The 25,701-nt window shown below is 33.7% G+C and carries 26 protein-coding genes; 12 read left to right on the plus strand and 14 right to left on the minus strand.

Annotation, left to right across the window (positions count from 1 at the left end; translation table 11 throughout):
• Window positions 1-47: 47 nt before the first annotated feature.
• From D7004_RS02390 to D7004_RS02400, 3 genes are all read right to left on the minus strand, one after another.
• Window positions 48-2,402 carry a hypothetical protein gene (locus D7004_RS02390; RefSeq protein ID WP_123204272.1) on the minus strand — a complete coding sequence of 785 codons (2,355 nt, stop codon included), beginning with the start codon at window positions 2,400-2,402 and terminating at the stop codon, window positions 48-50.
• A 109-nt stretch (window positions 2,403-2,511) separates the two neighbouring features.
• Window positions 2,512-4,347: a UbiD family decarboxylase gene (locus D7004_RS02395; RefSeq protein ID WP_123204273.1), complete on the minus strand. Its 1,836-nt coding sequence runs from the start codon at window positions 4,345-4,347 to the stop codon at window positions 2,512-2,514.
• 98 nt (window positions 4,348-4,445) lie between these two features.
• Entirely contained in the window at window positions 4,446-4,925 is a 480-nt protein-coding gene (locus D7004_RS02400) for a Dps family protein (RefSeq protein WP_123204274.1), read from the minus strand.
• Between the two features lie 280 nt (window positions 4,926-5,205).
• Here D7004_RS02400 and D7004_RS02405 point away from each other — a divergent pair, with 280 nt between their 5' ends.
• Genes D7004_RS02405 through D7004_RS02415 form a run of 3 tightly spaced genes read left to right on the plus strand, consistent with a single transcriptional unit; the run spans window position 5,206 to window position 7,799 of the window.
• Window positions 5,206-6,750: a LysM peptidoglycan-binding domain-containing protein gene (locus D7004_RS02405; protein ID WP_123204275.1), complete on the plus strand. Its 1,545-nt coding sequence runs from the start codon at window positions 5,206-5,208 to the stop codon at window positions 6,748-6,750.
• Window positions 6,743-7,387, plus strand: a complete 645-nt coding sequence (locus D7004_RS02410; protein WP_123204329.1) for a uridine kinase family protein — start codon at window positions 6,743-6,745, stop codon at window positions 7,385-7,387. The genes D7004_RS02405 and D7004_RS02410 overlap by 8 nt, the downstream gene beginning before the upstream one ends.
• Before the next feature lie 7 nt (window positions 7,388-7,394).
• Window positions 7,395-7,799, plus strand: coding sequence for a hypothetical protein (locus D7004_RS02415; RefSeq protein ID WP_148042738.1), 405 nt, complete (start codon window positions 7,395-7,397; stop codon window positions 7,797-7,799).
• Here the strand turns inward: D7004_RS02415 and D7004_RS02420 are convergent.
• The 5 genes from D7004_RS02420 to D7004_RS02445 all read right to left on the minus strand — a co-directional run bounded on the left by D7004_RS02420 (window position 7,796) and on the right by D7004_RS02445 (window position 13,541).
• Window positions 7,796-8,458 carry a CoA transferase subunit B gene (locus D7004_RS02420; protein ID WP_123204277.1) on the minus strand — a complete coding sequence of 221 codons (663 nt, stop codon included), beginning with the start codon at window positions 8,456-8,458 and terminating at the stop codon, window positions 7,796-7,798. The two genes, D7004_RS02415 and D7004_RS02420, sit on opposite strands and share 4 nt — an antisense overlap.
• Window positions 8,459-8,625: 167 nt before the next feature.
• Window positions 8,626-9,324, minus strand: a complete 699-nt coding sequence (locus tag D7004_RS02425; RefSeq protein ID WP_123204278.1) for a CoA transferase subunit A — start codon at window positions 9,322-9,324, stop codon at window positions 8,626-8,628.
• Window positions 9,325-9,630: 306 nt separating this feature from the next.
• Complete coding sequence (locus D7004_RS02435) at window positions 9,631-10,719, minus strand: PQQ-dependent sugar dehydrogenase (protein WP_123204280.1); 1,089 nt, start codon at window positions 10,717-10,719, stop codon at window positions 9,631-9,633.
• 61 nt (window positions 10,720-10,780) lie between these two features.
• Window positions 10,781-13,159, minus strand: a complete 2,379-nt coding sequence (locus D7004_RS02440; RefSeq protein WP_123204281.1) for an endonuclease MutS2 — start codon at window positions 13,157-13,159, stop codon at window positions 10,781-10,783.
• Window position 13,160: 1 nt separating this feature from the next.
• Window positions 13,161-13,541 (minus strand): DUF4296 domain-containing protein, encoded by a 381-nt coding sequence (locus tag D7004_RS02445; RefSeq protein ID WP_123204282.1) that lies wholly within the window; start codon window positions 13,539-13,541, stop codon window positions 13,161-13,163.
• A 70-nt stretch (window positions 13,542-13,611) separates the two neighbouring features.
• On the opposite strand from D7004_RS02445, the gene D7004_RS02450 reads away from it, so the two are divergent.
• The 4 genes from D7004_RS02450 to D7004_RS02465 all read left to right on the plus strand — a co-directional run bounded on the left by D7004_RS02450 (window position 13,612) and on the right by D7004_RS02465 (window position 17,318).
• The gene (locus D7004_RS02450) at window positions 13,612-14,313 is read left to right on the plus strand and encodes a YggS family pyridoxal phosphate-dependent enzyme (protein WP_123204283.1); all 702 of its coding nucleotides are present in this window, start codon (window positions 13,612-13,614) and stop codon (window positions 14,311-14,313) included.
• A gap of 5 nt (window positions 14,314-14,318) precedes the next feature.
• Window positions 14,319-14,789 (plus strand): GNAT family N-acetyltransferase, encoded by a 471-nt coding sequence (locus tag D7004_RS02455; protein ID WP_167459377.1) that lies wholly within the window; start codon window positions 14,319-14,321, stop codon window positions 14,787-14,789.
• 3 nt (window positions 14,790-14,792) lie between these two features.
• Complete coding sequence (locus tag D7004_RS02460; RefSeq protein WP_123204284.1) at window positions 14,793-16,058, plus strand: aspartate kinase; 1,266 nt, start codon at window positions 14,793-14,795, stop codon at window positions 16,056-16,058.
• Between the two features lie 75 nt (window positions 16,059-16,133).
• A complete protein-coding gene (locus D7004_RS02465) occupies window positions 16,134-17,318 on the plus strand; it encodes a THUMP-like domain-containing protein (protein WP_123204285.1) in 1,185 nt (394 codons plus the stop codon).
• 64 nt (window positions 17,319-17,382) lie between these two features.
• Here the strand turns inward: D7004_RS02465 and D7004_RS02470 are convergent, their stop codons facing one another.
• The 4 genes from D7004_RS02470 to D7004_RS02485 form a co-directional block, all read right to left on the minus strand.
• Window positions 17,383-17,580 carry a cold-shock protein gene (locus D7004_RS02470; RefSeq protein ID WP_123204286.1) on the minus strand — a complete coding sequence of 66 codons (198 nt, stop codon included), beginning with the start codon at window positions 17,578-17,580 and terminating at the stop codon, window positions 17,383-17,385.
• Window positions 17,581-17,836: 256 nt separating this feature from the next.
• Window positions 17,837-18,472, minus strand: coding sequence for a peroxiredoxin (locus D7004_RS02475; protein WP_123204287.1), 636 nt, complete (start codon window positions 18,470-18,472; stop codon window positions 17,837-17,839).
• A 143-nt stretch (window positions 18,473-18,615) separates the two neighbouring features.
• The gene (locus tag D7004_RS02480) at window positions 18,616-19,710 is read right to left on the minus strand and encodes a S1 family peptidase (RefSeq protein WP_123204288.1); all 1,095 of its coding nucleotides are present in this window, start codon (window positions 19,708-19,710) and stop codon (window positions 18,616-18,618) included.
• An 8-nt stretch (window positions 19,711-19,718) separates the two neighbouring features.
• Window positions 19,719-20,285: an RNA polymerase sigma factor gene (locus tag D7004_RS02485; RefSeq protein ID WP_123204289.1), complete on the minus strand. Its 567-nt coding sequence runs from the start codon at window positions 20,283-20,285 to the stop codon at window positions 19,719-19,721.
• 206 nt (window positions 20,286-20,491) lie between these two features.
• Here D7004_RS02485 and D7004_RS02490 point away from each other — a divergent pair, with 206 nt between their 5' ends.
• From D7004_RS02490 to D7004_RS02510, 5 genes are all read left to right on the plus strand, one after another.
• Window positions 20,492-20,710, plus strand: coding sequence for a hypothetical protein (locus D7004_RS02490; RefSeq protein WP_123204290.1), 219 nt, complete (start codon window positions 20,492-20,494; stop codon window positions 20,708-20,710).
• Between the two features lie 137 nt (window positions 20,711-20,847).
• The gene (locus D7004_RS02495) at window positions 20,848-21,066 is read left to right on the plus strand and encodes a hypothetical protein (protein ID WP_123204291.1); all 219 of its coding nucleotides are present in this window, start codon (window positions 20,848-20,850) and stop codon (window positions 21,064-21,066) included.
• A gap of 136 nt (window positions 21,067-21,202) precedes the next feature.
• On the plus strand, window positions 21,203-21,400 hold the full coding sequence (locus D7004_RS02500) for a hypothetical protein (RefSeq protein ID WP_123204292.1): 198 nt from the start codon (window positions 21,203-21,205) through the stop codon (window positions 21,398-21,400).
• Between the two features lie 123 nt (window positions 21,401-21,523).
• Complete coding sequence (gene purB / locus D7004_RS02505) at window positions 21,524-22,870, plus strand: adenylosuccinate lyase (protein ID WP_123204293.1); 1,347 nt, start codon at window positions 21,524-21,526, stop codon at window positions 22,868-22,870.
• 87 nt (window positions 22,871-22,957) lie between these two features.
• Window positions 22,958-23,509, plus strand: a complete 552-nt coding sequence (locus D7004_RS02510; RefSeq protein ID WP_123204294.1) for a NifU family protein — start codon at window positions 22,958-22,960, stop codon at window positions 23,507-23,509.
• A gap of 74 nt (window positions 23,510-23,583) precedes the next feature.
• Here D7004_RS02510 and D7004_RS02515 read toward each other — a convergent pair whose 3' ends face one another.
• Both D7004_RS02515 and D7004_RS02520 read right to left on the minus strand, forming a co-directional pair.
• Window positions 23,584-24,372, minus strand: coding sequence for an inositol monophosphatase family protein (locus D7004_RS02515; RefSeq protein WP_123204295.1), 789 nt, complete (start codon window positions 24,370-24,372; stop codon window positions 23,584-23,586).
• 50 nt (window positions 24,373-24,422) lie between these two features.
• Complete coding sequence (locus D7004_RS02520; protein ID WP_123204296.1) at window positions 24,423-25,577, minus strand: prolipoprotein diacylglyceryl transferase; 1,155 nt, start codon at window positions 25,575-25,577, stop codon at window positions 24,423-24,425.
• Window positions 25,578-25,701: the final 124 nt, after the last annotated feature.

A 25,701-nucleotide genomic window follows, 5' to 3' on the forward strand; every position in this document is an offset into this window, starting at 1 on the left:
TAGTTTGTACTGCTTAAAAAAACTCCTGACATCCTCAGGAGTTTTTTTTATGGTTTTTTAACCTCAATTGTTTCCTCTCCAAAAACGACACCATTTTCACTAACGCCTTGAATAATTATTTTAAACGGTCCTGTTAAATCACCTGTGGTAAATTTTAATACTGTATCGCTTTTACCATCCATAAACAGTTGGTAATTCCAATATACCGTTGGAAAGTTTATTGGCTCATTCATATTAGTAATATCCGACACGTAAAATTCTTTAGGCAAAGAAATGCCTCTTAATACTAAAAAATTTGGATTAACTGGCTGTTCTAAACAGCCTTGATAAACAATACTTCTTCCGTTAGATGGATATGTTTTTCCTTTTACGGGAAGTTTTCCAAAACTGTGATTTTGACAATTAAGTATTCCGTAGTCGCAAACATAATCACCACAAGCGTTTCTTCCATACACATTTGAAGCAAAGCTTATATCATCTACTTTCTTTTTTATTGTTACTTCATTTAATTTTATCCCCGATAAAGATGTTATATTTTCATAGTCAGGGGTTAAAGAGCTCATTGTGGTTTTATTTTCAGTATAATTCAATTTGCTCTGGTACAATTGAATGGCTTCAGATGGATCAACCAATTTAACTTCATATAGTGCGCTGTTTTTTTCTCCGATATTTAGCCAGATTTTAGATTTTCCATCAGTTAAAAGTGTATTGTATGGCAACAAAAATCGTCCATTACTATCTGTGTTAAATGAATTGACATTATTTGCACCGATAGTATTTATTAAAACTGGTTTTGTTAAAGCTTTTTTATTTTTGGTAATAAAACCTGTGTATTCATATTCAGAAAACTGTTTACTTTGGTTTTGATTAGCAATTTCATGTTCTGGCCATTTGTATTTCCGCCAACCCTTTATCAACAGAATGTTTTCAAGATAATCTATGTTAGTGTATTTAATACCTGATAAATTTTTAGGAAGCAATTCCATTTCACTTTCCAAGAAAGCGTAATCAACAATATTTGTTTTATTTGAAAGCGCCATTCTATTGCTCTGTACTACAGCAACAGAGACCATTCCTTTTGCCAATTTATTATCATTGTTTAAAATTTTTAAATCCAATTTAACACTGTCTCTTGTGTTATAAACTGTTTTATTACTTTTAATCTGTAAGCGATTAATCTTATCAAAATGGGCAAAAAATATTCGTTCAGCGATGGGTTTATATGCACTATCTAACAGTGTGATTGTGTTTAACCCTATCGGTACAGAATCTAATTTCAATCGTACTTTTAAGGCTTCTTTAGCATTTAATTTCAAATCGCTTGATAAAAAAATTTCTTCATAATTGTGCACTACAATATGACCAACCCCACTAAAATTACTATAAATTAATGTTCGAAGTTCACTGTTGCTCAAAGCAGAGTTTAATCTGATTGTAGCACCCCTTTTGATGGGCTTTGGTAATTCAAAATCACCTAATATCTTACTATTATTTAGTAATTTAACAGAATACCTTAAATCTGATTTAGGTTTAAGCAAGAAACTTCCCATTCCTGAATAACTCGTACTGAGTGTATCCAAGACTTTTTCATTAGCGTATAAAACAGCTTTTGTATTTATTACTTTACCATGTAAGTCTTTAATTTCAAATCCAATTTTGTTCTCAACATCCAAGACAAGATTGCCGCTTTCAGGGTAAAAGTTTACAACATATTGATTTCTGCTTACCGGTAAATCCAATTTTGCATAGCTGATGTGATTGTTCTTTTTCACAACAACTGATATCTGATTATTATCTGAATTAATTTTATCTGTAGAATAATCAATCATCAATTCACCAATAATGCTTGTTTTGGCCTTACCTGATTTGATTATTTTACCTGCTTTACCAATGGTATAGGTTACATCCGCATTAGCAACGAAACGATTATCGCTCGATATGGCCTTTATTAATACGATACCACTTCCATTATCATTAGTTTTAAACGGAGAAATGCTCGCCAGTAAGGGGTTAATTGTAGTAGATTTAATTGTGATGGGCTGAACAAATTCAACATCCGGCAGTCCATTGAATTTAACGTTTGTGTTTGCGATAAACCTGTAATTTCCGCTTTGAATAGAATCCGGCAAAGTTAAGCTTCCAAAAACATACCCATTTTCTATCAAGAATTTTTCATGAACAACTACAGAACTATCTTGATTGTTAACTAAAGAAAGGTATAAACTATTATATTTTGATAAATCTGTAGCCGTTTTTAACAAGTAACCAGTAAACCATACCTTATCATTATTGGTATAAATATTTTTATCGAAATGGATAAATAACGTAGATGACTTATTTGAATTTGAATAGTTATAGAGATTTTTAGCCAAGCTATCCAACTTAACTATTTGGGCCTTCAAATTTAGATAAGAAAGGAAGCAACAAAAGAAACTGAAAACTAATATTTTTTTTTGAGGCATATCCGGAGTGATGTACCTAAAAATCTACATAATTTCTCACATATTCAAACTAAATAATTCCCGACAACACACCTCCTGCTTTAGCCATTTCATTTATTTTAGCTTCTACTTCAACGCTTTTTATCAGCTCAGGCGCATGATGAGGTTTTTTCCTCGCATCTACAATTAATGAACCCTTGCAGCCCCAATGTTTGTTGATGGTAAAATCATTTATACCATAAATATCTGCAGCAGGATTGCTTCTAGTAAAAGTTACCCAAACTAGATTGTTAATGCTTTTTGCAGCAAATTTTGCATCATCGCACAAAACAATTAAAGGTAGTCCTGATAAATCTATATCCCTTAATGCAATGTTTAATAATGCGATTTCTGCAGCTGTTTTTTCCGCATTTTGATATGGTTGAGCTTTTAAAGTAAATACACCCGGAATTGCAATATGCGCATCTGTAAACGAATCTGGAAATTGGATATCATTTGGTACTGTATCCCAAAGAGTTCTCTTTTCATTCCCTGCTGCTGCAAAAACCACTTTAGAACCACTATTTAATCCATCGCCGCTGTAATCTAACGTATCAATAGTTGTGTTTGTGTAGAAGTGCAAATCTGTTTTAAAGTCTATCCGCTTTAATATGTGTTGCAAGAATTCAGAAACATGATGTGTACTTAAATTTTCATCATCTTCACGTGCTGCAATAAATAAACATTTAGCTAAACTGAGTTGATTTTTACCAAGAATATGATTTGCAATGGTTAAAATTTCTTGAGGTTTCCGCTCCTTTAAATAGGGTGTGTAACGTTCGCTGCCTATAGCAAATAATAATGGATGCACACCAGCAGCATCAACTGCGTGAACTTCTTTTAAACCATGGATTTCTTGTGGAATGGCTGAACCGGTAATCTCATGAATCAGAGCACCAAAACTTGTATCTTCCTGCGGTGGGCGACCAACAACGGTGAAAGACCAGATTGCATCTTTTTTATGATAAACATTGTGCACTTTCATTAATGGGAATGGATGCGCTAAACTATAATAGCCTAAATGATCGCCAAAAGGTCCTTCAGATTTATTTTCATTAGGATAAACCATACCTGTAATGATGAAATCAGCATCTGCAGAAATACAAAAACCTTCATCATCATAGAAATACCTGAATCTTCTATCGCCAAGTGCACCTGCGAAAGTCATTTCTGATAAACCTTCGGGCAAAGGCATAACAGCTGCCAAAGGATGTGACGGCGGACCACCAACAAAAATACTAACTTTTAAAGGCTTGCCTAAAGCATTAGCCTTTGATTGATGAACCCCAATACCGCGATGAATTTGATAATGTAAGCCGATTTCTTTATCCTGAATGTAATCACTTCCGCCAAGCTGAATTCTATACATACCTAAATTGGCATTTAAAATACCTGGCTTTTCTACATCTTCGGTGTAAACCTGTGGCATGGTTACAAACGGACCACCATCCATTGGCCAATTTACTATTTGCGGCAATTTACTTATCGTCGTTTTTAGGAATTTACTTTTAGCTGAAGGGGTTTTTAAAGGCAAAGCCGATAGAGCAGACATAGCAGAACCTACATACTTGAAAGGATTTTTGAGTGCCTTCATTGGATCGTTTCTTAACGAAACCAATTGCTGCACTTTCGGCAAAGTATCTCTAAAAATGAATTTAGACCGCTCCAATGTGCCAAATAAATTTGATAACGCCGGAAACGAACTTCCTTTTATCTTCTCAAAAAGAATTGCCGGGCCGTTGCTCTCATAGATACGTAGATGTATGGCAGCCATTTCCAAATAAGGATCTACCTCTTCCTTTATTCTGATTAAATGACCGTGTTTTTCTAAATCTTTAACGCACTCTGCTAAACTGATATATGCCATATTCAAAGATAGATATTTAGTAATTCTGTAAAACAAAAAAGCCGTAGATAAACAGCATTTACGCTGTATATCTACGGCTTTTTACAATAAAAAGATTATTATTTCTTTCCAGCGAATGAACGAAGCATCCAGGTATTTTTTTCTTTAAACTGCATGAAACGATTCACCATATCATTAGAACCATCATCTCCTGCTTTATCAGTAGCTTCTAGCAGTTCTCTTTCAATTTCTATTAGGCTTGCCATATCATCTAAAATCGCATCAACCATATCAAGATCTTTCATACCAATGGTATCAATTTCTTTGATTTTAGATTCTTTGATGTAATCTGCAAAACGACTGTGAGGTGGTTTACCTAAAGTTAAAACACGTTCAGCAATTTCATCAATGGTTAATTGAGCATTGGTGTAAAGCTCTTCGAACTTTACGTGTAAGGTAAAGAAATTTTGTCCTTTAATATTCCAATGACAACCTCTTAATTTTTGATAATGTATATGGTAATTAGCCAGGTAGTCGTTTAAAAGATCTACAACAGGTTTAACCTCTTTCTCGTTTAAGCTGATTTCTTTAGCGTCCATTTTAATTTATTTTTGAATTGATTATATGCCAACGTAACAACTAAATAAAAGAAAAGTTTCGCATAAATCTGTATTTAAACAATACCTTTTTTATCCTATCGTTTAATAAACATAATTATAGTAGCATTAAAAATATAAGTATTTGTAAATTAATAATATATGAATTTTAGCATAATACAATCAGTATAAAATTGGCCTGTAATCAACGGCTAAAAACTATTGGTTTTATAATTTTATTCGTATAATTGCTTCCCCTGATTAAAAAATTTAAAGAAAATAAATGTATAAGATAGGCTTATCTGCCATAGTATTATTAGCGCTAAATGTAGCTACCGCTAAGGCAAACGCATTAATCGACTCCATAGGAGTAGAAAATAATAACGGCAAGAAATTAATTATTCATCAAACGGCTGCGAAAGACACCTATTATGCTATTGGTAGAAGATACAATGTTGCTCCAAAAGACATAATGGCTTTTAATGAGAATAAATACCTGCAAATAGGTGTTATCATAAAAGTTCCAACAAACATACCTTTTGTAACAACGTCGGGTAATACCCAACAACCAGCAAATACTCCGGCAAATGTTACCGAGCATGTTGTAAAACCGAAAGATAATTTAAACATGCTTGCTGAAAAGTATGGCACCACAGTTAATGAGTTAAAAGCACTCAACAATCTTAAAAATATTAATTTAAGTATTGGGCAGGTTTTAAAAATCCCTGTAAAAAATGGTGAAGCTGTACAGGCTCAACCAACAGTGATTCCTGTTTCGAAAACCGAACCGACAAAACCTGTTGAACAAGTTGTTACAACACAGCAGACTAAGGAAATGGCAACTCAAACATTAGTAGAGCATATTGTACAGCCAAAAGAGTTTCTAGGGAAAATTGCAGAAAAGTATCGAACAACAGTTGATGAAATAAGAAAACTAAATAATCTATCTGGAAATAATTTACGTATTGGCCAGAAATTAAAAATTCCTGCTACTAAAAATGTTGAAGGCGATAAGGTTGTAACAACAGTAGAGACTGTTCAAATTGGAACAGAAGTTAAAGATGCTACAGGTACTCACACGGTAAAAAAAGGCGAAAGTATATTTAAAGTCGCTCAGCAATATGGCATTACTGCATATCAAATCAGGCGTTTAAACAACTTAAGTGATAATACCCTAAATACTGGTCAGGTTTTGAAAATACCTACAGGGATTACAACCGAAATTCCTGTTGTTAAAGAAAAAACGGTAGAGGTTATTGTTAAGGATAAAGATACTATTCCAGGCGAAAGCTTTCTTTACACAGTAGGAACAGGAGAAACTATTTTTAATATTGCTAAGAAGTTTAATTTGACAGCTTACCAAATTAGAACAGCAAATAAATTAAATGATAATGCGATAACGGTTGGTCAGAAATTGATTATACCAAGACCACCTGAACCTAAATCAGTTAATGATTTATCTAAGCAAGAACAAGAAGTAAATCCAGATAGTACAGCTTTCAAAGACCCTAAACTTCGTGGCGCACCAAGTAAATATGGCTTGAATCAAATTGAAGAAAAAGGAACAGCAGTTTCTATTACTGATGCAGATTTAGATGCATCGAAAATGTTGGTTTTACACCGCACCGCCCCTATTGGTACCATAATTAAATTAACCAACCCAATGACTAATCGTACAGCATTAGCAAAGGTTGTTGGTAAATTTACTGAGAACGAATCCACAAAAGATGTTATAATTGTAATGACTAAAGCCGTAGCAGATTCGCTTGGCGCCTTAGACAAAAGATTTTTCTGCAATTTAACGTACGGTGTGCATGAACTTGAATAAAAAACCATTTATAATTGGGATTGCCGGAGGAAGCGGCTCTGGCAAAACTTTTTTCTTAAACTGTTTCCTTCATCATTTTAAACAGGATGAAGTTACGCTTGTTTCACAGGATGACTACTACATCCCTGCTGGTGATATGACCCAGGAAGAAAACAAACTGTTTAATTTCGATTTACCCTCGACAATTGATAGTCAGCAGTTTTTGAAAGACATTAAACAATTGCTTGATGGCGAAGTAGTTTATAAAAAGGAATATAATTTCAATAATCCACTTGCGGTTGTTAAAATTTTAGAAATAAAATCAGCACCAATCATTATTGTTGAAGGCTTGTTTATCCTCCATTTTAAAGAAATTGCAGCATTATTAGATCATATGATTTTTGTTGATGCAGATGAACAAGTAGCGCTTGATCGCAGGGTAAAAAGAGATGGTTTGGAACGTGGATATCCGGAGGAAGATGTACTTTACAAATGGCATAATCACGTTTTGCCGGCTTACAAGGAGTATTTATTGCCATATAAAGATATCTGCCATAAGATTGTGATGAACAATACCAATGAGCCAGACGAAATTATAGCCATTACCGAGGATATTTCTAATAACTTAAGAAACAGCATTCTAGTTGATATAAACTAATATGCAAATGGATTCATTTTCATTAGCGTTGAGCTTTATAGCCATTATTTATTGGCTTTATCTCCTTGATCCATTGAGAATGAAACCGCCATTTAGGTTATACAAAGCATTGCTAAACGATAAAAAAACGCTTGTAATTCACATCGTCATTTCATTAGTATTAGCTGCTATTGCAATAATAAGCATCATGAATGCGGGACAAGATTTATTCTCCTTTGTTCCCATATTATTTATTTCTTTGATATTTGTAGTAAATAATATTTCTAAAAAAATTAATCTTCGAGATTTTCATCTCATTCTACGTGGGGAAAAGACTCACAATAACTGGTTCGATATACTTGCCAGTATAATTGTTATAGCACTTCCTTTTATGATAAACTCTGGAATCTTTGTTGCTTTAAAACCTAACTAGTTTAGTTGCATTTCAGGGATTTCACCTTCAACTACTAACCTTCCTAAAGTAGATTGCTTAATAAAATCGACACTAACACCAGGAGCACGTTCTAAAAGTTTAAAACCACCTTCTGTTAAAATATCCAATACAGCAAGTTCGGTGACTACTTTCCTTATACATTTTACGCCAGTTAACGGCAAGGTACAATTTGGCAACAATTTACTTTCTCCGGCTTTATTTATATGTTGCATAGCAACGATGATATTCTTAGCCGATGCTACCAAATCCATCGCTCCGCCCATACCTTTGACCATTTTCCCTGGAATTTTCCAATTGGCAATATCTCCGTTTTCAGAAACTTCCATAGCCCCTAAAATTGTTAAATCAACTTTCTGTGCTCTAATCATACCAAAGCTCATTGCCGAATCAAATATGGATGAACCTGGTAAAGTAGTAATGGTTTGTTTTCCGGCATTAATTAAATCAGCATCTTCTTCGCCCTCAAACGGGAAAGGCCCCATACCTAATAATCCATTTTCAGATTGTAATACGATATTTATTCCTTTTGGAATGTAATTGGCAACCAATGTCGGTATTCCAATACCCAGATTAACATAGTAACCATCTTTTATTTCTTTAGCAATACGTTGTGCGATTTCTTCTTTTGAAAATGCCATGTTTTTAAAATGAGTGAATTAGTGAATTTTGAATGAGAGAATATTGAATGAGTGAATTTTGAATGAATAATGAACTAATGACCAATTAACCAATCACCAATGAACCAATGACTAATTAACTAATGACCAATAAACTAATGAACCAATAAACTAATGAACCAATTAACCTATTTCTTCCGAACCGTTCGTTGTTCAATTCTTTTTTCATAATCCTTGCCCTGAAAAATGCGATGAACATAAATTCCGGGAGTGTGTATGTGGTCGGGATCCAATTCACCAGCTTCTACCAATTCCTCAACTTCAGCGATGGTAGTTTTGCCTGCCATTGCCATAACCGGATTAAAGTTTCTGCTTGTAGAACGGAAAATTAAATTACCTGCGGTGTCCCCTTTCCAGGCTTTTACCAATGCAAAATCAGCATCAAAAGCATATTCCATTAAGTAATCCTTTCCATCAAAGTTTCTGATTTCTTTTCCTTCGGCAACTTCGGTACCCACACCAGCAGGTGTAAATATCGCTGGCATACCGTAACCAGCAGCTAAACATCTGGTTGCAAGTGTTCCTTGAGGTATTAAATCAACCTCTAGTTCGCCGCTTAAAAGTTGCCTCTCAAATTCAGCATTTTCACCAACATAAGAAGATATCATCTTTTTAACCTGACGTTGCTTTAACATCAATCCTATTCCAAAATCATCTACGCCAGCATTGTTAGAAATACATGTAAGGTTTTTAGTTTTTTTTGCAACTAATGCGTTTATGCAGTTTTCAGGAATGCCACATAATCCGAATCCGCCAAGCATAATGGTAACGCCATCAGATATATCATGGATGGCTTCTTCAGCGCCTGATACAACTTTATTTATCATTTTATGAATATTATGGTTAGACCGCTAAAGTACAGAAAGCAGATAGCTTTTTAAAATATTTGATGCAGGATTTGAACACAACTTCAACACCCCTTTAAAGAATAATGAATTGGAATTAATCTAAATAACAATTACCTTTGCAACGTGATATTTAATGATAACGACGATTTAAGAATTCCAACAGACCCAGAATTTCAAAAAGGGATGGGTTTTATATTCAGCTGTACTGCCGAACATAAAAAATGCTGCGAAAAATATAAAAAAGGAAAACGATGTAAGAAATGTCCTGGTAAGGATAAAAAATAATTATTTATAAATTTCGATTATTTTATCATCGGTTCCGTTACTCGTACACACATAGATTTTTCCTTCTGGCGATACACAAACATCTCTCATTCTGCCATAAGTATTCACAAAGAAATCCTTCGTTCCATCAATTTTAGTTTGAGCATCATCTAATTTCAGCTGCATAAGCTTGGTATTTTTCAACACGGCTAATAATAATGAATTTTTAAACTGAGGAATATAATCAGAATTGTAATAAGCCACTCCACTAGGCGCAATGGTTGGTGTCCAGGTAATTAATGGAACCGCAACATTATTAGCTGAGCAAAAACCCTGCTCTCCACTTTCGTTACATAAACCCTTAATATTAGGCCAGCCATAATTTCTGTTTTTTTCAATGACATTGATTTCGTCATCCGAATCAGGTCCGTGCTCTGAAGAGAAAATTTTATTACCCACCTGTACCAAACCTTGAGGGTTGCGATGCCCGTAAGACCAAAGCGGGTTGTTGGGATATGGATTATCTGATGGCACTGAACCATCTAAATTTAATCTTAGAATTTTACCCGAGGTAGAATTTATATTTTGTGGTGTATTGGTATCTGCGGCGTCACCAGTTGAAATAAAGAGTTTCCCACCACTAATCAATAAACGCGAACCGTTGTGTGTAGAAGACGCACCAATATTATCAATTATAGTTATCGGGTTAATTAACGCTCCACCTGAATAAGTATATCGAACAATTTTTTCTTTATAGCTACTTCCGTAATTATAAGCGACAAAAACCCATGGATTAGTAGAAAAATCTGAATTCAAAGCAATCCCAAGTAAACCACCTTCACCGTTTTCTCTAACTTCAGCAATTGTAAGTAATGGAACTATTTGTCCGGTGGCAGGATTTAAACGACTAATTTTACCACCTCTTTCTGTAAACCAAATGAAATTATCAGAGCCATAAACCATACCCCATGGAAATCTCAAACCTGAAACAGCAACTCTGTTTTTTAACTCAACGTCTGGTAAATTTCCTGTATCACCATCATCGCTTTTATTTTTTTTGCAACTTGTGCACATCAATAGCACAACCAAACAGGTGATAATTGCTTTCATAATTTCCGGATTTCAATGACAACAAATATAACACCTTATAGTTTTAGCAATCAGTGATTTATCAATTCAAATATACGTAAGTTATACCATCACCACCTCTATCGGCATGTTCATCTTCCATCCTATTTACCTGGCTATATTTTTTAAGGTATTCCCGAATCATTTTTCTTAAAATACCATCTCCTTTGCCATGAATTAATTTTATGGATGGAAAGCCAAGCATTATTGCCTTATCTAAATACTTTTCAACTTCAAAAAGCGCATCTTCAGTACGTTTGCCACGTAAATCAAGTTCTGCTCTAAAGCCAGAAACTGCTTCATTCATCCTACCGGCAAAAGAACCAGCACTACTTTGAATAACTTTTTTTGCCTCCTTGTTGCTGATTTTTTGAACACGATTCTTCTTCACGTTTGACCGCAAATCACCCATAGCCAAAACCAGTTCATTTCTATTAATTTCCAATACCTGAGCAGTAGTTTCGCTATCCGTAAACTTAACCCAATCTCCAACAGCAATTTCACCATCAACAACTACGAGTTGAGGTTTTGGTTTTTCTTTAGGATTGGTATTTTTAACCAACTCTTTTTGCAAATTCTGCCTCAACTCCTTTGTTATAACCTTATCGGCTTGCTTTTCTTTAATTTCGGCAATTGTATTTTCAACAAGTTTGTTGGCATTTTTAATAATATTTTGTGCTTCCTGCTTTGCTTCTTTAATTAAAACTCTTCTATTTTCATCCAAAAAAGCCCTTAATTTTTCATTTTCAGCAACCAGGTTTTTGGCTTTGTTTTGTTGATTTGCTAAACTAACTTTGGTATCATAAATGGTTTTCTTTTCCCGTTCTAAATCTACCAGCATGGTATCAACCCGGTTTTGATTGGAACCGGTTTTCTGTCGGGCGAGTTGAATAACTTCTTTCGGCAAACCTATATTTTGCGCAATTTCAAAGGCATACGAACTACCTGGTTTACCCATTTCCAAAATGTATAGCGGCTTCATTTTGGCATTATCAAAAAGCATTGATGCGTTTTCCAAACCTTCGGTATTACCCGCAAACAGTTTTAAATTAGAATAGTGCGTCGTAATCACACCACGTACTTTTTTATTGTTTAATACTTCTAAAACAGCTTCAGCCATTGGTCCGCCAAATTGAGGGTCGGTACCTGTACCAAATTCATCAATTAGCACCATTGTTTTAGGCGAAGCGTGTTCTACAAAATAGCGCATCTTTTTTAAGTGAGCACTATAAGTACTTAAATCGCTTTCTATGGATTGATCATCACCAATATCAGCATAAATATTTTCAAAAATCCCTACTTCGCTATTGGCATCAACAGGAATTAATAAACCAGTTTGAAGCATAATTTGCAATAAACCAACAGTTTTCATACAAACCGATTTACCACCTGCGTTTGGTCCTGAAACTAAAACAACCCTGGTTAATTCATCTATATGAATGTTTAATGGTGTTACCGTTTTCTTTTCGGCTGCAAATGATAAGGTTAATAAAGGGTGCCTTGCATTAATCAGTTTTGTTTTAGGTTCCTTCAATAAACCGGGCATCTCCCCTTCTATTTCGATGGCAAATAATGCCTTTGCTCTAACAAAATCAAGTTTGGTTAAAAATCCATGATAAGATAGTAGAAGTGGCGAATAAGGTCGAAGCTCATCCGTAAGGGCAATTAAAATTTTTATAATTTCTCTACGTTTATCAAATTCTAAATCGCGGAGTTTGTTGTTTAGTGTAAAAACTTCTTCAGGTTCTATGTAAACCGTTTGCCCGGATGCAGATTCATCATGAACGAAACCCTTAAGTTTACGCTTATTTTCTGCCAAAACCGGAATACACATTCTTCCATCACGAATGGTTAAACTACCATCTGCCACCCAATTGTTTGCAACTGCTTGCTTATAAATAGAATCCATTCTTTTTCTAACATCTTGCTCGGCTTTAGCAATTGATGAGGAAATTTCCTGTAATTCTTTAGATGCATTTGGTTTGATTTTACCTTTAATATCAATCACATTTTCTACCTTACGCAGAATATTTTTTTCAATAGGCAGATGTTCAAACAGGGCTTCTAGTGTTGGATAAACTTCTGCTCTTTCTTCAAAAAACCGAAGTACAGAAAAAACAGTTTGTAACGAAGTATAAATCTTAAACCATTCATCTTCTTGCAAATAAGTACCTTCAACACGTATCTTTTCGATTAATGACTTAATATCAAAAAACGAATTAATTTGTAAAGGCTCTTGGTTTTGGATGATGCTTTTAAACTCGTTGGTTTGTCGCAAAAACTTATCAATTTGGTCAAAACGGTTCATAACCTGCATCTTTTGAACCATTGTTTGCCCCATCGGACTTAAACAATGCTTACTGATAAGCTGCCTGATTTCTACAAAACCTAAACGCTCTAAACAATTTTCGGGATATAACATATTATTTAACTGCAGGAAGAACTTTTACTTTTGATTTTGATATCGAATCTGCCTTTTCCATGGCTCGCTTCCTTTTCTCCAAGGTTCTCGAAATATTTTTATAAATTTTATCCAAATCTGCCGGATGGGTGTAGTAATATTTCATACTATTTGCAAATTTTGAAGAATCTATTCCAAACTTTTTATATATACCCCTGTAATAACCTGCTGCAACTTTTTTAGTTGTATCTGGTGTGGGTAAGGTAGAAATATAACCATCTACAACATGTATATCATACAAAATCTTTTGCATTTTATCTGGCTCAATAATATCGTTTGGCCTTTTAGCTTTACAAGCAAACAATATAATTGTTGCCGCTAAAACGCATATCAAATTTCTCATTTAGAATTAAAGTATTATTTATTGCCCAAATTGCAACAAGGTTATTAATTTTACGCAAAAATAGTTATAAATGAGCATAGCTGATAATCTTAAACAATATAAAAGTGAAGTAGAAAAGGATGGCGTTAAACTTATCGCTGTTTCTAAAACACAATCAAACGAAGTTCTTTTGGAGGCCTACAACGCAGGACAGCGAATCTTTGGCGAAAATCAAGTTCAGGAGATGGTTGATAAGCAATTGCATTTGCCACAAGATATCGAATGGCACATGATTGGGCATTTACAGTCAAATAAAGTTAAATACATTGCTCCATTTGTTAAGTTAATTCACGGTGTTGACAGCTTAAAACTACTGCAAGAAATTAACAAGCAAGCCCTTAAAAATAAACGAGTTATCGATTGCCTTTTGCAAATCTACATTGCTGATGAAGAAACCAAATTTGGTTTAGGTTACGATGAAACCATTGAACTTTTACGTTCTGATGAATATCAAACACTTAAAAACATTCGTATTGTTGGCTTGATGGCCATTGCTACAAATACAAAGAATGAAAAGCAAATCAAAGTAGAATTTAACGAATTGAAAGTTTTCTTTGATGGTTTGAAAATTAGCTTTTTTAGTAGTGATGACAGCTTTAAAGAATTATCAACGGGCATGAGTGCCGATTACAAAATTGCTATAGAAGAAGGTAGTACCATGGTAAGAATTGGTAGTGGAATTTTTGGTAAAAGAATAATTAAACATTTTAAAGCTGACATTTCGGCAAATTAATTAAAATGATAGATACGAAAATAAGGGAAGCAGTTGCAGCGGATTGTACAAGAATTTTAGAATTAATTAATGAACTGGCTATTTACGAACGAGCTCCAGAAGAAGTAACCGTTACCTTGGAACATTTTATTGATGCAGGTTTTGGTGAAAGTCCAGTTTGGAAAGCATATGTTGCAGAAGTTGATAATATTATAGTTGGTTTTGCGCTATATTACACCCGTTATTCTACCTGGAAAGGTTGTAGATTATATTTGGAAGATTTTATCATAACCGAAGAATATCGAGGTAAAGGCATTGGTAAAATTCTTTTTGAAAAGGTAATCGAAACTACTAAAAACGGTAATTATAGCGGTATGGTTTGGCAAGTTTTAGATTGGAATGAACCGGCAATCAATTTTTACAATAAATATAAAGCTCATCTGGAAGAGGGCTGGCTAAATGCTTCTTTTTCAAAAGAACAGATTAAGGGATTTTAATTTATGGATATTTTTAAATTCGGGGGTGCTTCTGTTAAAGATGTTGAAGGTGTAAAAAACCTGGCTAATATTGTTAGCGAATACAAAAAAGGTGAATTGCTAATCGTAGTATCTGCAATGGGCAAAATGACCAACAAACTCGAAGAACTTACACAAGCTTACTTACTACAAAGCGATACTGCACATTCTATTTTTGATGAGGTAAAACATTTTCACTTTAATCTGATTGAAGAACTTTTTAAAGGAACCAATAATCCGGTTTACGATGATGTAGCCAATACATTTGTAGAAATAGACTGGCTATTAGAGGATGAGCCTGATAATGATCCCGATTATATTTACGACCAAATTGTATCAATCGGAGAAGTGGTTTCTACTAAAATTGTAGCTGCATGGTTAAATGAAACTAATATTAAAACACTTTGGGTTGATGCAAGAAATTATATACAAACAGACAATACTTATCGTGAAGGTAAAGTAGATTGGGACAAAACCAATCAGCTAATCCAAAGAGATTTGATTAGTCTTTTGCATCAAAATATTATCGTTACACAAGGCTTTATTGGTGGCACAAGCGAAAACTACACAACTACTTTGGGAAGAGAAGGCTCCGATTATTCGGCCGCGATTTTTGCATCATGCCTGAATGCTAATGCCTTAACCATTTGGAAAGATGTTCCGGGTGTGTTAAATGCCGATCCAAAATGGTTTGATGAAACAGAAAAGATTCCACAACTATCTTATCACGATGCGATTGAGCTGACGTATTATGGCGCAACCGTTATTCATCCAAAAACCATAAAACCATTACAAAATAAAGGCATACCACTATTTGTACGTTCATTTTTGCAGCCTGAAGCAAGTGGAACCGCAATTACAAAGGAGAGCAATCCACTACCTGTTCCTTCTTTTATATTCAAAATAAACCAGGCTTTGATTTCTATTTTCCCGAAGGATTATTCTTTTATTATCGAGGAAAATCTAAGTAACATATTTGAACTTTTCCACCAGCACAAAATTAAGATTAATACAATGCTTAATTCTGCCATTAGCTTTTCTGTTAGTGTAGATGATAATGAAGAAAAGATTACAAAACTGATTGCTGCACTTTCCACTCAGTTTACTGTTAAATACAATAAAGGACTCGAATTGGTGACGATAAGGTATTACAACCAACAAACAATAGATCGGGTAGCTGTAAATAAAGATATTTTGCTAGAAGTTAAAAGCAGACACACTTGTCAAATGGTGATGAAAAACAAAGTTTAATAAAAATGTTATTTGGTTAAAAACAATATGTCTATGTTTAACTAGACCTGTTTTGAACCGAAAAACAAATTAGAAATGAATAACAATATTTTAGATAAAGGCGTTCAGAATTACATTAATGCAAATTTAAATGCAGATGTAAATCAAATTGCTTTAGCTAAAAGCCCGTTTGATAACGTTACCGCTGCTGAATTAGCAAACCAAATTAATGCAAAAAAGAAAGCTGAGAAGAAATTACCTTCTTGGTATGTCGCAGAAAATATTTATTACCCGCAAGCACTTTCGGTAGAACAAACTTCATCAGAAGTTACAGCCAAATATAAATCTAAGTTAATAAAAGGAAAATCGCTGATTGACGTAACTGGAGGTTTTGGAGTAGATTCGTTTTATTTTGCGAAAAATATACACCATGTTGTTCATTGCGAAATTAATGCAGAACTATCAAAAATTGCTGAACATAATGCTAAAATTTTAGGCGCTAATAATATTGATTTCATTGCAGGCGATGGTTTAGAATTTATCAAAACTTCAAACCAAACATTTGATACCATATACATAGATCCTGCCCGTAGAGCTGAAAAAGGCAAAGTATTCATGCTAAAAGATTGTACACCCGATGTCGTTTCCAATCTTAATCTACTACTTGCAAAAGCGGAAAGAGTAATTATTAAAACAGCCCCATTGCTTGATATTACGGCAGGACTATCAGAGCTAACAAACGTAAGCGAAATTCATATCATCAGTGTAAAAAATGAATGCAAAGAATTGATTTGGGTTATCGATAAACGCTACGATAAGGATATTAAAATTGCTGCCGTTACTATAAATGAGAAGGTAAAGGAATTCAGTTTTTCAAAATCTCAATTTGCAACAACGGCTAATTTTGCTGAAGATGTAAATTTAGAAAAATACTTATATGAGCCCGATGCAGCGTTATTAAAATCGGGTGCATTTAATTTAATCGCTACGCAGTATAATTTAAGAAAGTTACAGCAACAAACTCAGTTGTATATATCCCAAACAATAAATAATAACTTCCCTGGAAGGATATTTGAAATAGAAGAAATTATTTCAAGCGGTGAATTAAAATCTAAAAAACTATTGAAGGGAAATGTTATCGTAAGAAATTACCCAGCCAAAGCAGAAGATTTAATCAGGAAATATAAAATTAGCAGTAGCAATGATAAGTTTCTAATATTCACTAAAAACTACCAAAATCAGAATATTATAATCAAGGCTTCAATAATTCAATATTATTAAAAAGGCTTCCCAAATTATGGAAAGCCTTTTCGCTTTTAGGGATGTACAATTGTATAATTTATACTTAAACTTTCTTAACGTTTACAGCCTGTAAACCTTTTCTACCTTCAGCAACGTCAAATTCTACCTGATCGTTTTCTTTTAAACTCTCAATTCCGCCTAAAACATCTTTAAAATGTACAAATAAATCCTTATTGTCTTCCTGAACAATAAATCCAAAGCCTTTCTGAGTATTAAACCATTTAACTTTTCCGTTAGCCATAAAAAAAATAAAAAATTGTATAAAAAATAAAACCCTTATCGCCTTGTTTCTTATTTTATACAATTAATAGGAATTTAAATCGCTTAAATAACCGGAATATGCACTAAATAGGGAAACAAAACTATCAAATATAATAATTACGGTTTTAAATTTATCGATTTTCAATTACGTAATAATAATTTTATGTTTCAATAACTTAACGAGCTTATCAGTTAATTCTCATAACATAATCACAGTTATGCTAACATCAAATTAATTATTTATTTGGCTGTGGTGTAGTACGTAAGTAAGGTTTAATAACAGTATGGCCTTTAGGAAACTTCTCAGCAATATCTTCCGTTTTAATGCTATTCATCACAATAACATCTTCTCCATCTTGCCAGTCAGCCGGGGTAGCAACACTATATTTAGCAGTTAATTGCAGCGAATCAATTACACGTAACACCTCATTAAAATTTCTACCTGTTGATGCAGGATAAGTTATGATAAGTTTGATTTTTTTATCAGGACTGATCACAAATAATGAACGTACTGTCAAGGTTTCTGATGCATTGGGATGGATCATATCGTATAAATTTGCAACAACCTTATCTGGGTCTGCAATAATCGGAAACTCAACAGAAGTGTGTTGCGTTTCATTTATATCATTTATCCAACCTTTGTGAGAATCAGCTGTATCTACACTAATGGCTAAAACTTTAACATTGCGTTTTTCAAATTCATCTTTTAACGCAGCTGTTCTGCCCAATTCTGTGGTGCAAACAGGCGTATAATCTGCCGGGTGAGAAAACAAAACTCCCCAACTATCGCCTAAATATTCGTAAAAATCGATTTCACCAATTGATGTGTTACTTTTAAAGTTTGGTGCCGTATCGCCTAATCTTATGCTCATAGTATTATTTTTTAAGTTGATTTAATCAAATTTACCAAATACTATACTAAATACATAGATTTTATATTTTTAAAATAAATATTATAAAAAAACCTTCTAAGCTTACGCCAGAAGGTTTTAAAAATATTAATTTGTTTGGGTTATTAGTTATACACCTTTATCATAAATACATAATCCTGCAACTTCTCAATCTGCTTGTCGCGTCTCATTCCAGATAAAATGCTTTTCTTATTAACAGTAAGTTTTTTACCTAAAGAATCTTGAGGAATTGCTCGCATAGCTTCTAATATATATTTTGATTTTACTGCGAATGATGCACCTTCTGCAGCTGTTTCTTTTCCACTGATAATACCTACCAGATTACCATTATTATCTAACAACGGACCACCGCTATTACCAGGATTTAAAGGAATTGCAACTTGGTATTGTGTTGTATCGCCTATGAATCCACTTTTAGAACTTACATAACCTTCACCCAACACGGCGTCATCTTTAGGATAGCCCCAAGTGTAAACGTTCTCACCTACACCGGTACTATTTTTCTTGATGGTATATGGTAATGCCGATAAATTTCTGAAATTCTTATCATCTATCTTTAAAATAGCAATATCATATTCAGAATCTCTGTGCACAACTTTTACTTTGAAAGATTCACCATCGCTGTTTTGAATATAAACTGAATCTGCGTCTTTAATAACGTGTAAGTTAGTAGCGATGTACCCATTGGTAGATACTGCAAAACCTGTACCTCCAAAATTACCTGGGTTGGTTAATTTGTTTACAGGAGTATTATCGCTACTTATCTTTCTAATTAGATTGTTTTGAGTTTTTAATGAATTATTAACCTGCTTGCTCAATTGAACATACTTATCAGTCTGTTGGCTATTGTGCTGTATAGAATAAATAGAAACAAATGATAAAACAATAAATGAAGCAGCAACTGCAATGGCAGATTTATGTTTGCGCCACAACTGAACAACCTTGGAAGGATGAGGACCTACTTGAGCAGAAATTGCATCTACATCAATTTCACTATGAATAGCGTCTAATTGTTCCTTTAAACGTAATTGCTCTGCATATTCTTCCATATTATGCAAAAACACCTTATGTGAAACAACCTTATGATCAATTGTTGCATCATTACGACGCAATTGTTCAAAGGCCTCAGTTTCCTGAGGATTAAGCTTACCTAACAGATAATCTTCAATAATTGCATCTAACTCTAAATCGTTTCTCATCTCAATTATTAATGTTGAAAAAATATTTTCTTTAATCGCTGCAGGCACTTATATTTTTGTGTTTTTGCGTTATCCGTATTGGTATAGCCAAACTTCTCGCAAATATCCTGCATGGATAAATTATTTATGTAAAAATCCTGAATAATGGTTTTACACGGTTCGCCTAAATGTTCCAATGCCGATTGCATTTTAACAAAGGCGGCATCTTTTTCTTCATGATGTTCTACATCCTCTTCAACAACAAACACATCCTCATAATCGGTAATGTTACCAGTCTTTTTACTGTTTTGAGTTAATTTTTTTAACCAAATACGACGGCAAACCGAATAAATATATGTTTTAAGCTTACTACTTAGTTCAAAATTACCTTCTTTAACTTTGTTATATAAAATGATAATTGCTTCCTGATAAACATCTTTTGCGTCATCTTCATTGCCATTATTATTCAGGATAAATTGCAATATCATTGCAAAGTGCGCCTTATATAACTTATTAAGTGTATCGCCGGAGTTATTTAGAATACCTAAAATAACCTCTCTATCTGTTGGAACTGAACTCTTTAAACCGTTATTCACCAATTAATACTTTTTTCTGTAAATAGTAACCCAATATTAGATAAAAAAAATATTTATAGCTACTAACTATACCTTAATACTATCCACATTACAACAGTAACCCAAATGGCAAGAAATATATTTTTATTTTTTTTAAAATAATCGGGTTACCTTTTTACCTTTGCGGCATTAACAGTAAATTAATTAATACTTAAAAAAAATCAAACATGAAAAATGCATTCAAATTAGGCTTTTTAGCTTTAGCTTTATCTTTATCAGTTGCAGCTTGTAATTCAGAAAAAAAAGCTGACGGTGCTGATACTACTTTAACTGATTCTTCTGCTATCGTTACTGATACAACTGCTACAGATACTATGGTTAAAGATTCTACTGTAAAAGATACTTCAGTAAAAGTTACTACTGAAAAAACTGAAGTTAAACACTAGTTTAATTTTACTCATAAAAAAATAGGCTTTGGAATAATTCAAAGCCTATTTTTTTTATTTTTATTTTTTTGGGTTACCTTTTTATAATTACGGTATTAAGGTATAATTAATAACTTAAAACAAAAAAAAATTCGAATATGAAAAATGCATTCAAATTAGGCTTTTTAGCTTTAGCTTTATCTTTATCAGTAGCTGCTTGTAACTCAGAAAAAAAAGCTGATGGCGCTGACACAACTTTAACTGATTCTTCTACTATCGTTACTGATACAACTTCTGTTGATACAGTTGTTAAAGATTCTACAGTTAAAGACACTACAGTTAAAGCTACAACTGAAAAAACTGAAGTAAAAAACTAATTTTTGCTTTAAATTATAAGAAAAGACCTTGGAATTTATTTCCAAGGTCTTTTTTTTATGATTATTAGATTCATTTTTACTATAATTGTATTAATAATCAACAATTTAACCACAAACAAATAAAAAATCATCCAAAATGAAAAATTCATTTAAATTAGGCTTTTTAGCTTTAGCTTTATCACTATCAGTAGCTGCTTGTTCAGAAAAAAAGGCTGCAGGTGCTGATTCTACAACGACTGATTCATCGGCAATGGACACATCAATGACTGATACCATGATGAAAGACACAATGATGAAAGACACAATGGCGAAAGATACTACTGTAAAAATGTAGTTTCAGTTTTCGTTTAAAAAAGGCTTCGGAATTTTCCGGAGCCTTTTTTATTTAAAAGAAACTTTCATTTCAACAATAATCCACCAATTGTAGTAAATTTGCGGCAAAAATATAATCCGCATAATGAATTTAACCTCACTACAAGCCATTTCACCAGTTGATGGACGCTACAGAAAAACAACCGAGAATTTAGCTGCTTATTTCTCTGAAGAGGCTTTAATCAAATATCGTGTTTTCGTAGAAATTGAATATTTTATTGCCTTATGCGAAATTAACCTGCCCGGTTTAGAAAACTTTGATAAAAATCATTACGCAGAATTAAGAAATATTCATAAAAATTTTTCGGAAGCTGATGCGCTTGAAATAAAAGAAACAGAAAAGGTAACCAACCATGATGTTAAAGCAGTAGAATATTTTATCAAAAGTAAATTCGACTCCTTATCACTATCAGCGTTTAAAGAATTTATTCACTTCGGTTTAACATCTCAGGATATTAATAATACCGCCATTCCATACTCTATAAAACTAGCACTTAATGAAAGTTATTACCCAGCTTTAGAAGTGCTTATTGATAAAATTAAAGCTCTTGCAAACGAATGGGCAGATATACCGATGTTGGCATTTACACATGGCCAACCCGCATCGCCAACTAAATTAGGTAAAGAATTTTTAGTTTTTGCAGAGCGTTTGAGCATTCAATTAAACAGTTTGAATCAAATACCAAATAGTGCAAAATTTGGTGGCGCAACCGGAAATTTTAATGCCCATCACATCGCCTATCCTCAGGTAAATTGGGTTCAATTTTCCAATCAGTTTGTAAATGAAACTTTGGGATTATCTAGAGCACAACACACAACGCAAATAGAACATTACGACCAATTTGCTGCCCAATGTGATGCATTAAAAAGAATTAACAACATCATTATCGATTTGGATAGAGATATTTGGACATACATCTCTAAAAATTATTTTAAGCAAAAAATTAAGGCTGGCGAAATCGGTTCATCGGCTATGCCACACAAAGTAAATCCGATTGATTTCGAAAATGCTGAAGGCAATGCCGGAATAGCAAATGCTTTGTTCGAATTCTTTGCGGCCAAATTGCCTATTTCCCGTTTGCAAAGAGACTTAACAGATTCTACCGTTTTAAGAAATGTAGGTGTTCCTTTAGCTCACACGCTAATTGCCATAAATTCTACTCTGCGTGGTTTAAATAAAATTATTTTAAATGAGCAAGCCTTACATGCCGATTTGGATGATAATTGGGCAGTAGTTGCTGAAGCCATTCAAACAGTTTTACGAAGAGAAAATTATCCAAATCCTTACGAAGCTTTAAAAGAATTAACACGAACAAACTCTAAAATAAATGCCAACAGTATCGCTGAGTTTATTGAAGGTTTAGATGTGTCTGAAGTTGTTAAAACTCAATTAAGAAGCATCACCCCTTTTAATTACACAGGCGTTTTTTAGTAAAATTAAATTGACGCTAAACAGACAGCACTTGAAAGCATTATTAAGCAGTATTTGTTAATTTTACACATTCTAATTGATTAAGACATGACGATTAACGTATATACAGAACAAACGCCTAACCCGGCCACCATGAAATTTATGGTGAACAAGTTATTGATTAATGGAAGTGAGGATTTTGCAACGAAAGAAAGTGCAGAAGTTTCACCATTTGCTAAGGAGTTATTTAAATTTAATTTTGTTTCAGGTGTATTTTTTGCCAGTAATTTTGTAACCGTAACCAAAACAGACGATGCAGAATGGGCAGATATTGAAGCAATTTTGAAAGAATTTGTTAAAGGTGCTGTAGAATGTGAGCTAAAAATTAAAGAAGCAACTGCCGAAGAAGCTCCAGCTTTCGAAGGTTCGGAAACGGAGATTAAAATTCAGCAAATTTTGCACGATTATGTTCGCCCAGCAGTAGAACAAGATGGTGGTGCAATAACATATAAATCTTTTGATGAAGGCGTTGTAACGGTAGAATTACGTGGCTCATGCAGTGGTTGCCCTTCTTCTACAATTACGCTGAAGTCAGGCATTCAAAATTTATTACAAAGAATGGTTCCAGAAGTTACTGATGTTGTTTCAGAAGCTTTGTAAACATATCATAATTACAAAAATAAAGCTCCCAAATTTAAAAATTTGGGAGCTTTATTTTTTAGAGAGCATAACTATTAAAAATATCTTTTGATGGCTTCCAACAATTCGGCTGTTATCTTCCCGTTTGTAGCCAGTATTTCTCTTTTAGTAAAGTAATCGCCTCCGCCAGAAAAATCAAAAACTTCTCCCCCTGCTTGCTGTACAATATAACAACCTGCAGCAAAATCCCATTGTTGTAAATTATATTCGAAAAAAGCATCAAAACGACCACAGGCTGTATAAACTAAGTCGATTGCTGCTGCCCCAATTCTACGTACACCGTGGCTTTTTTGCATCATCTCTTCTAACAACTTCAAGTATTGCGCTTGCTTGTCAAACTGATAATAAGGAAAACCCGTAGCCAATAAGCTTGATTTCAAATCTGGATTTTTAGAAACCTGAATTTCTTTCTTGTTTAAAAAAGCCTTACCTCCTTTATATGAATAAAAAACTTCTCCTCTGTTGAGTTCATAAACAACACCTAAAGTAGGCAATCCATCCTCATAAAGAGCAACACTAATGCCGTAAGCGGGTATGCCATGGATGAAATTAGTGGTTCCATCCAATGGGTCAATTATCCAGGTGTAGGTTTTTCCAACTCTGTTAATTGTCTTTTCCTCTGTAATAAATCCTGCATTAGGTATTAAATTTTCTAAGTTTTGAACGAGCATTTGTTCTGCAGTTTTATCTACATAAGAAACCATATCATTCAATCCTTTGTATTCTATCTTGTTTGCATCAAATTCTAAAGCTTCTTTACGGATAAAATTACCGGTGAGCTTAACAATGGATATGACTTTATTGCAAAGTAATTCGTAATTCATAGATTTTCAACTATTAACTTATAAAGTTCTGGCTGTTTTTGAGGCGAGATTTATGCCAATTTATTCTTATTTCGTAAGGAATAAAAACTTAGTGCAATACCACCTACAACCAGAAAGGTAGAAATCATTTCGGCTTGAGTGAATGGCGGCAAGCCAAAAACATGGTATTTAGAATTTACACGAATCAACTCGATACAGAAACGCTCTACACCATTTAAAATCATATAAATACCGAACATTAATCCCGGAGCCTTTATTTTATCTCTTATGCTCCATAAAAAAGCAAAAAGAATTAAGCAAACAATTACTTCGTAAATTGGCGTTGGATAAACACCTTGCGCCAGTTCGTTACAGAATTTCCCAGATGTACAACCAGGAATTGGAATCCCTTCTCCTACTACGTTATTAGGATATTTATAAGACCATAACCAATCTGGTAACCAGGAAAATGGTTTAGGATTTGGATTTACAATACCCCAATCGCCATCGCCAGATAAATGACAACCAATGCGACCAACTGCATAAGCCAGCATCATACCTGGACCGCCAACATCAAGCATGTGAAGTGGTTTAATTCCGTTTCTTTTAGCGATGATAAGTACCGCTGCACCTCCACAAATTAATCCGCCGTAAAAGGTTAAGCCACTAAACGATAGTAGTCGTTCTATCGGATGTCGAACAAAATCATCCCAATACTCTAAATTATCAAAAAACTTAGCGCCTAAAAAACCCCAAATCGCAGCCCAAACAATTAAATTACTCATTAATTGATATGGATGAACGGTTACAATAGTTTCTTTAGGTTTATCTAACTTGTATTTATCCTTTTCTTTATAATCCCAGTAAGCAAACAAAGCAGCCAATACTATACCGCCAATAATATTTCCCTTTGAAGACATTAATACACTTTGTGCATCATTTACAAACATCTTATAATTTAACAACGCATAAATTAATTTATAGCCGATGATGAATCCAAAAAGTCCGTTTAATACTAATTCGGAAGTTGTTGCAGGTTTACCAATTGTAACCGTTTTTTTAAATGGATGAAGAATACCTAAAGCTTCTTTGCGTTTTAATTCTTCAGAAAAAGCCCAATAGCCTGCCACAAAAGCAATCGCTACGAAAACGCCGAAAGTATTAAAGGGAAGCGGTAAGTTGATACCAAAAAGATATTCTAAAAAGTGCGAAACGGTAGGAAACATACAAATATTTTAAGGCGAAGATAGTAAAGAAAGCTGAAAGACTAAAAGGTTGTTTATGGAGCGATATTTTGAGGTAAAAGGTAAAATGGAAGATGGTTGAGGTTATTGGGCAGATGGATGAGGA

Source organism: Pedobacter jejuensis (assembly GCF_003725795.1).
Lineage (GTDB): Bacteria > Bacteroidota > Bacteroidia > Sphingobacteriales > Sphingobacteriaceae > Pedobacter > Pedobacter jejuensis.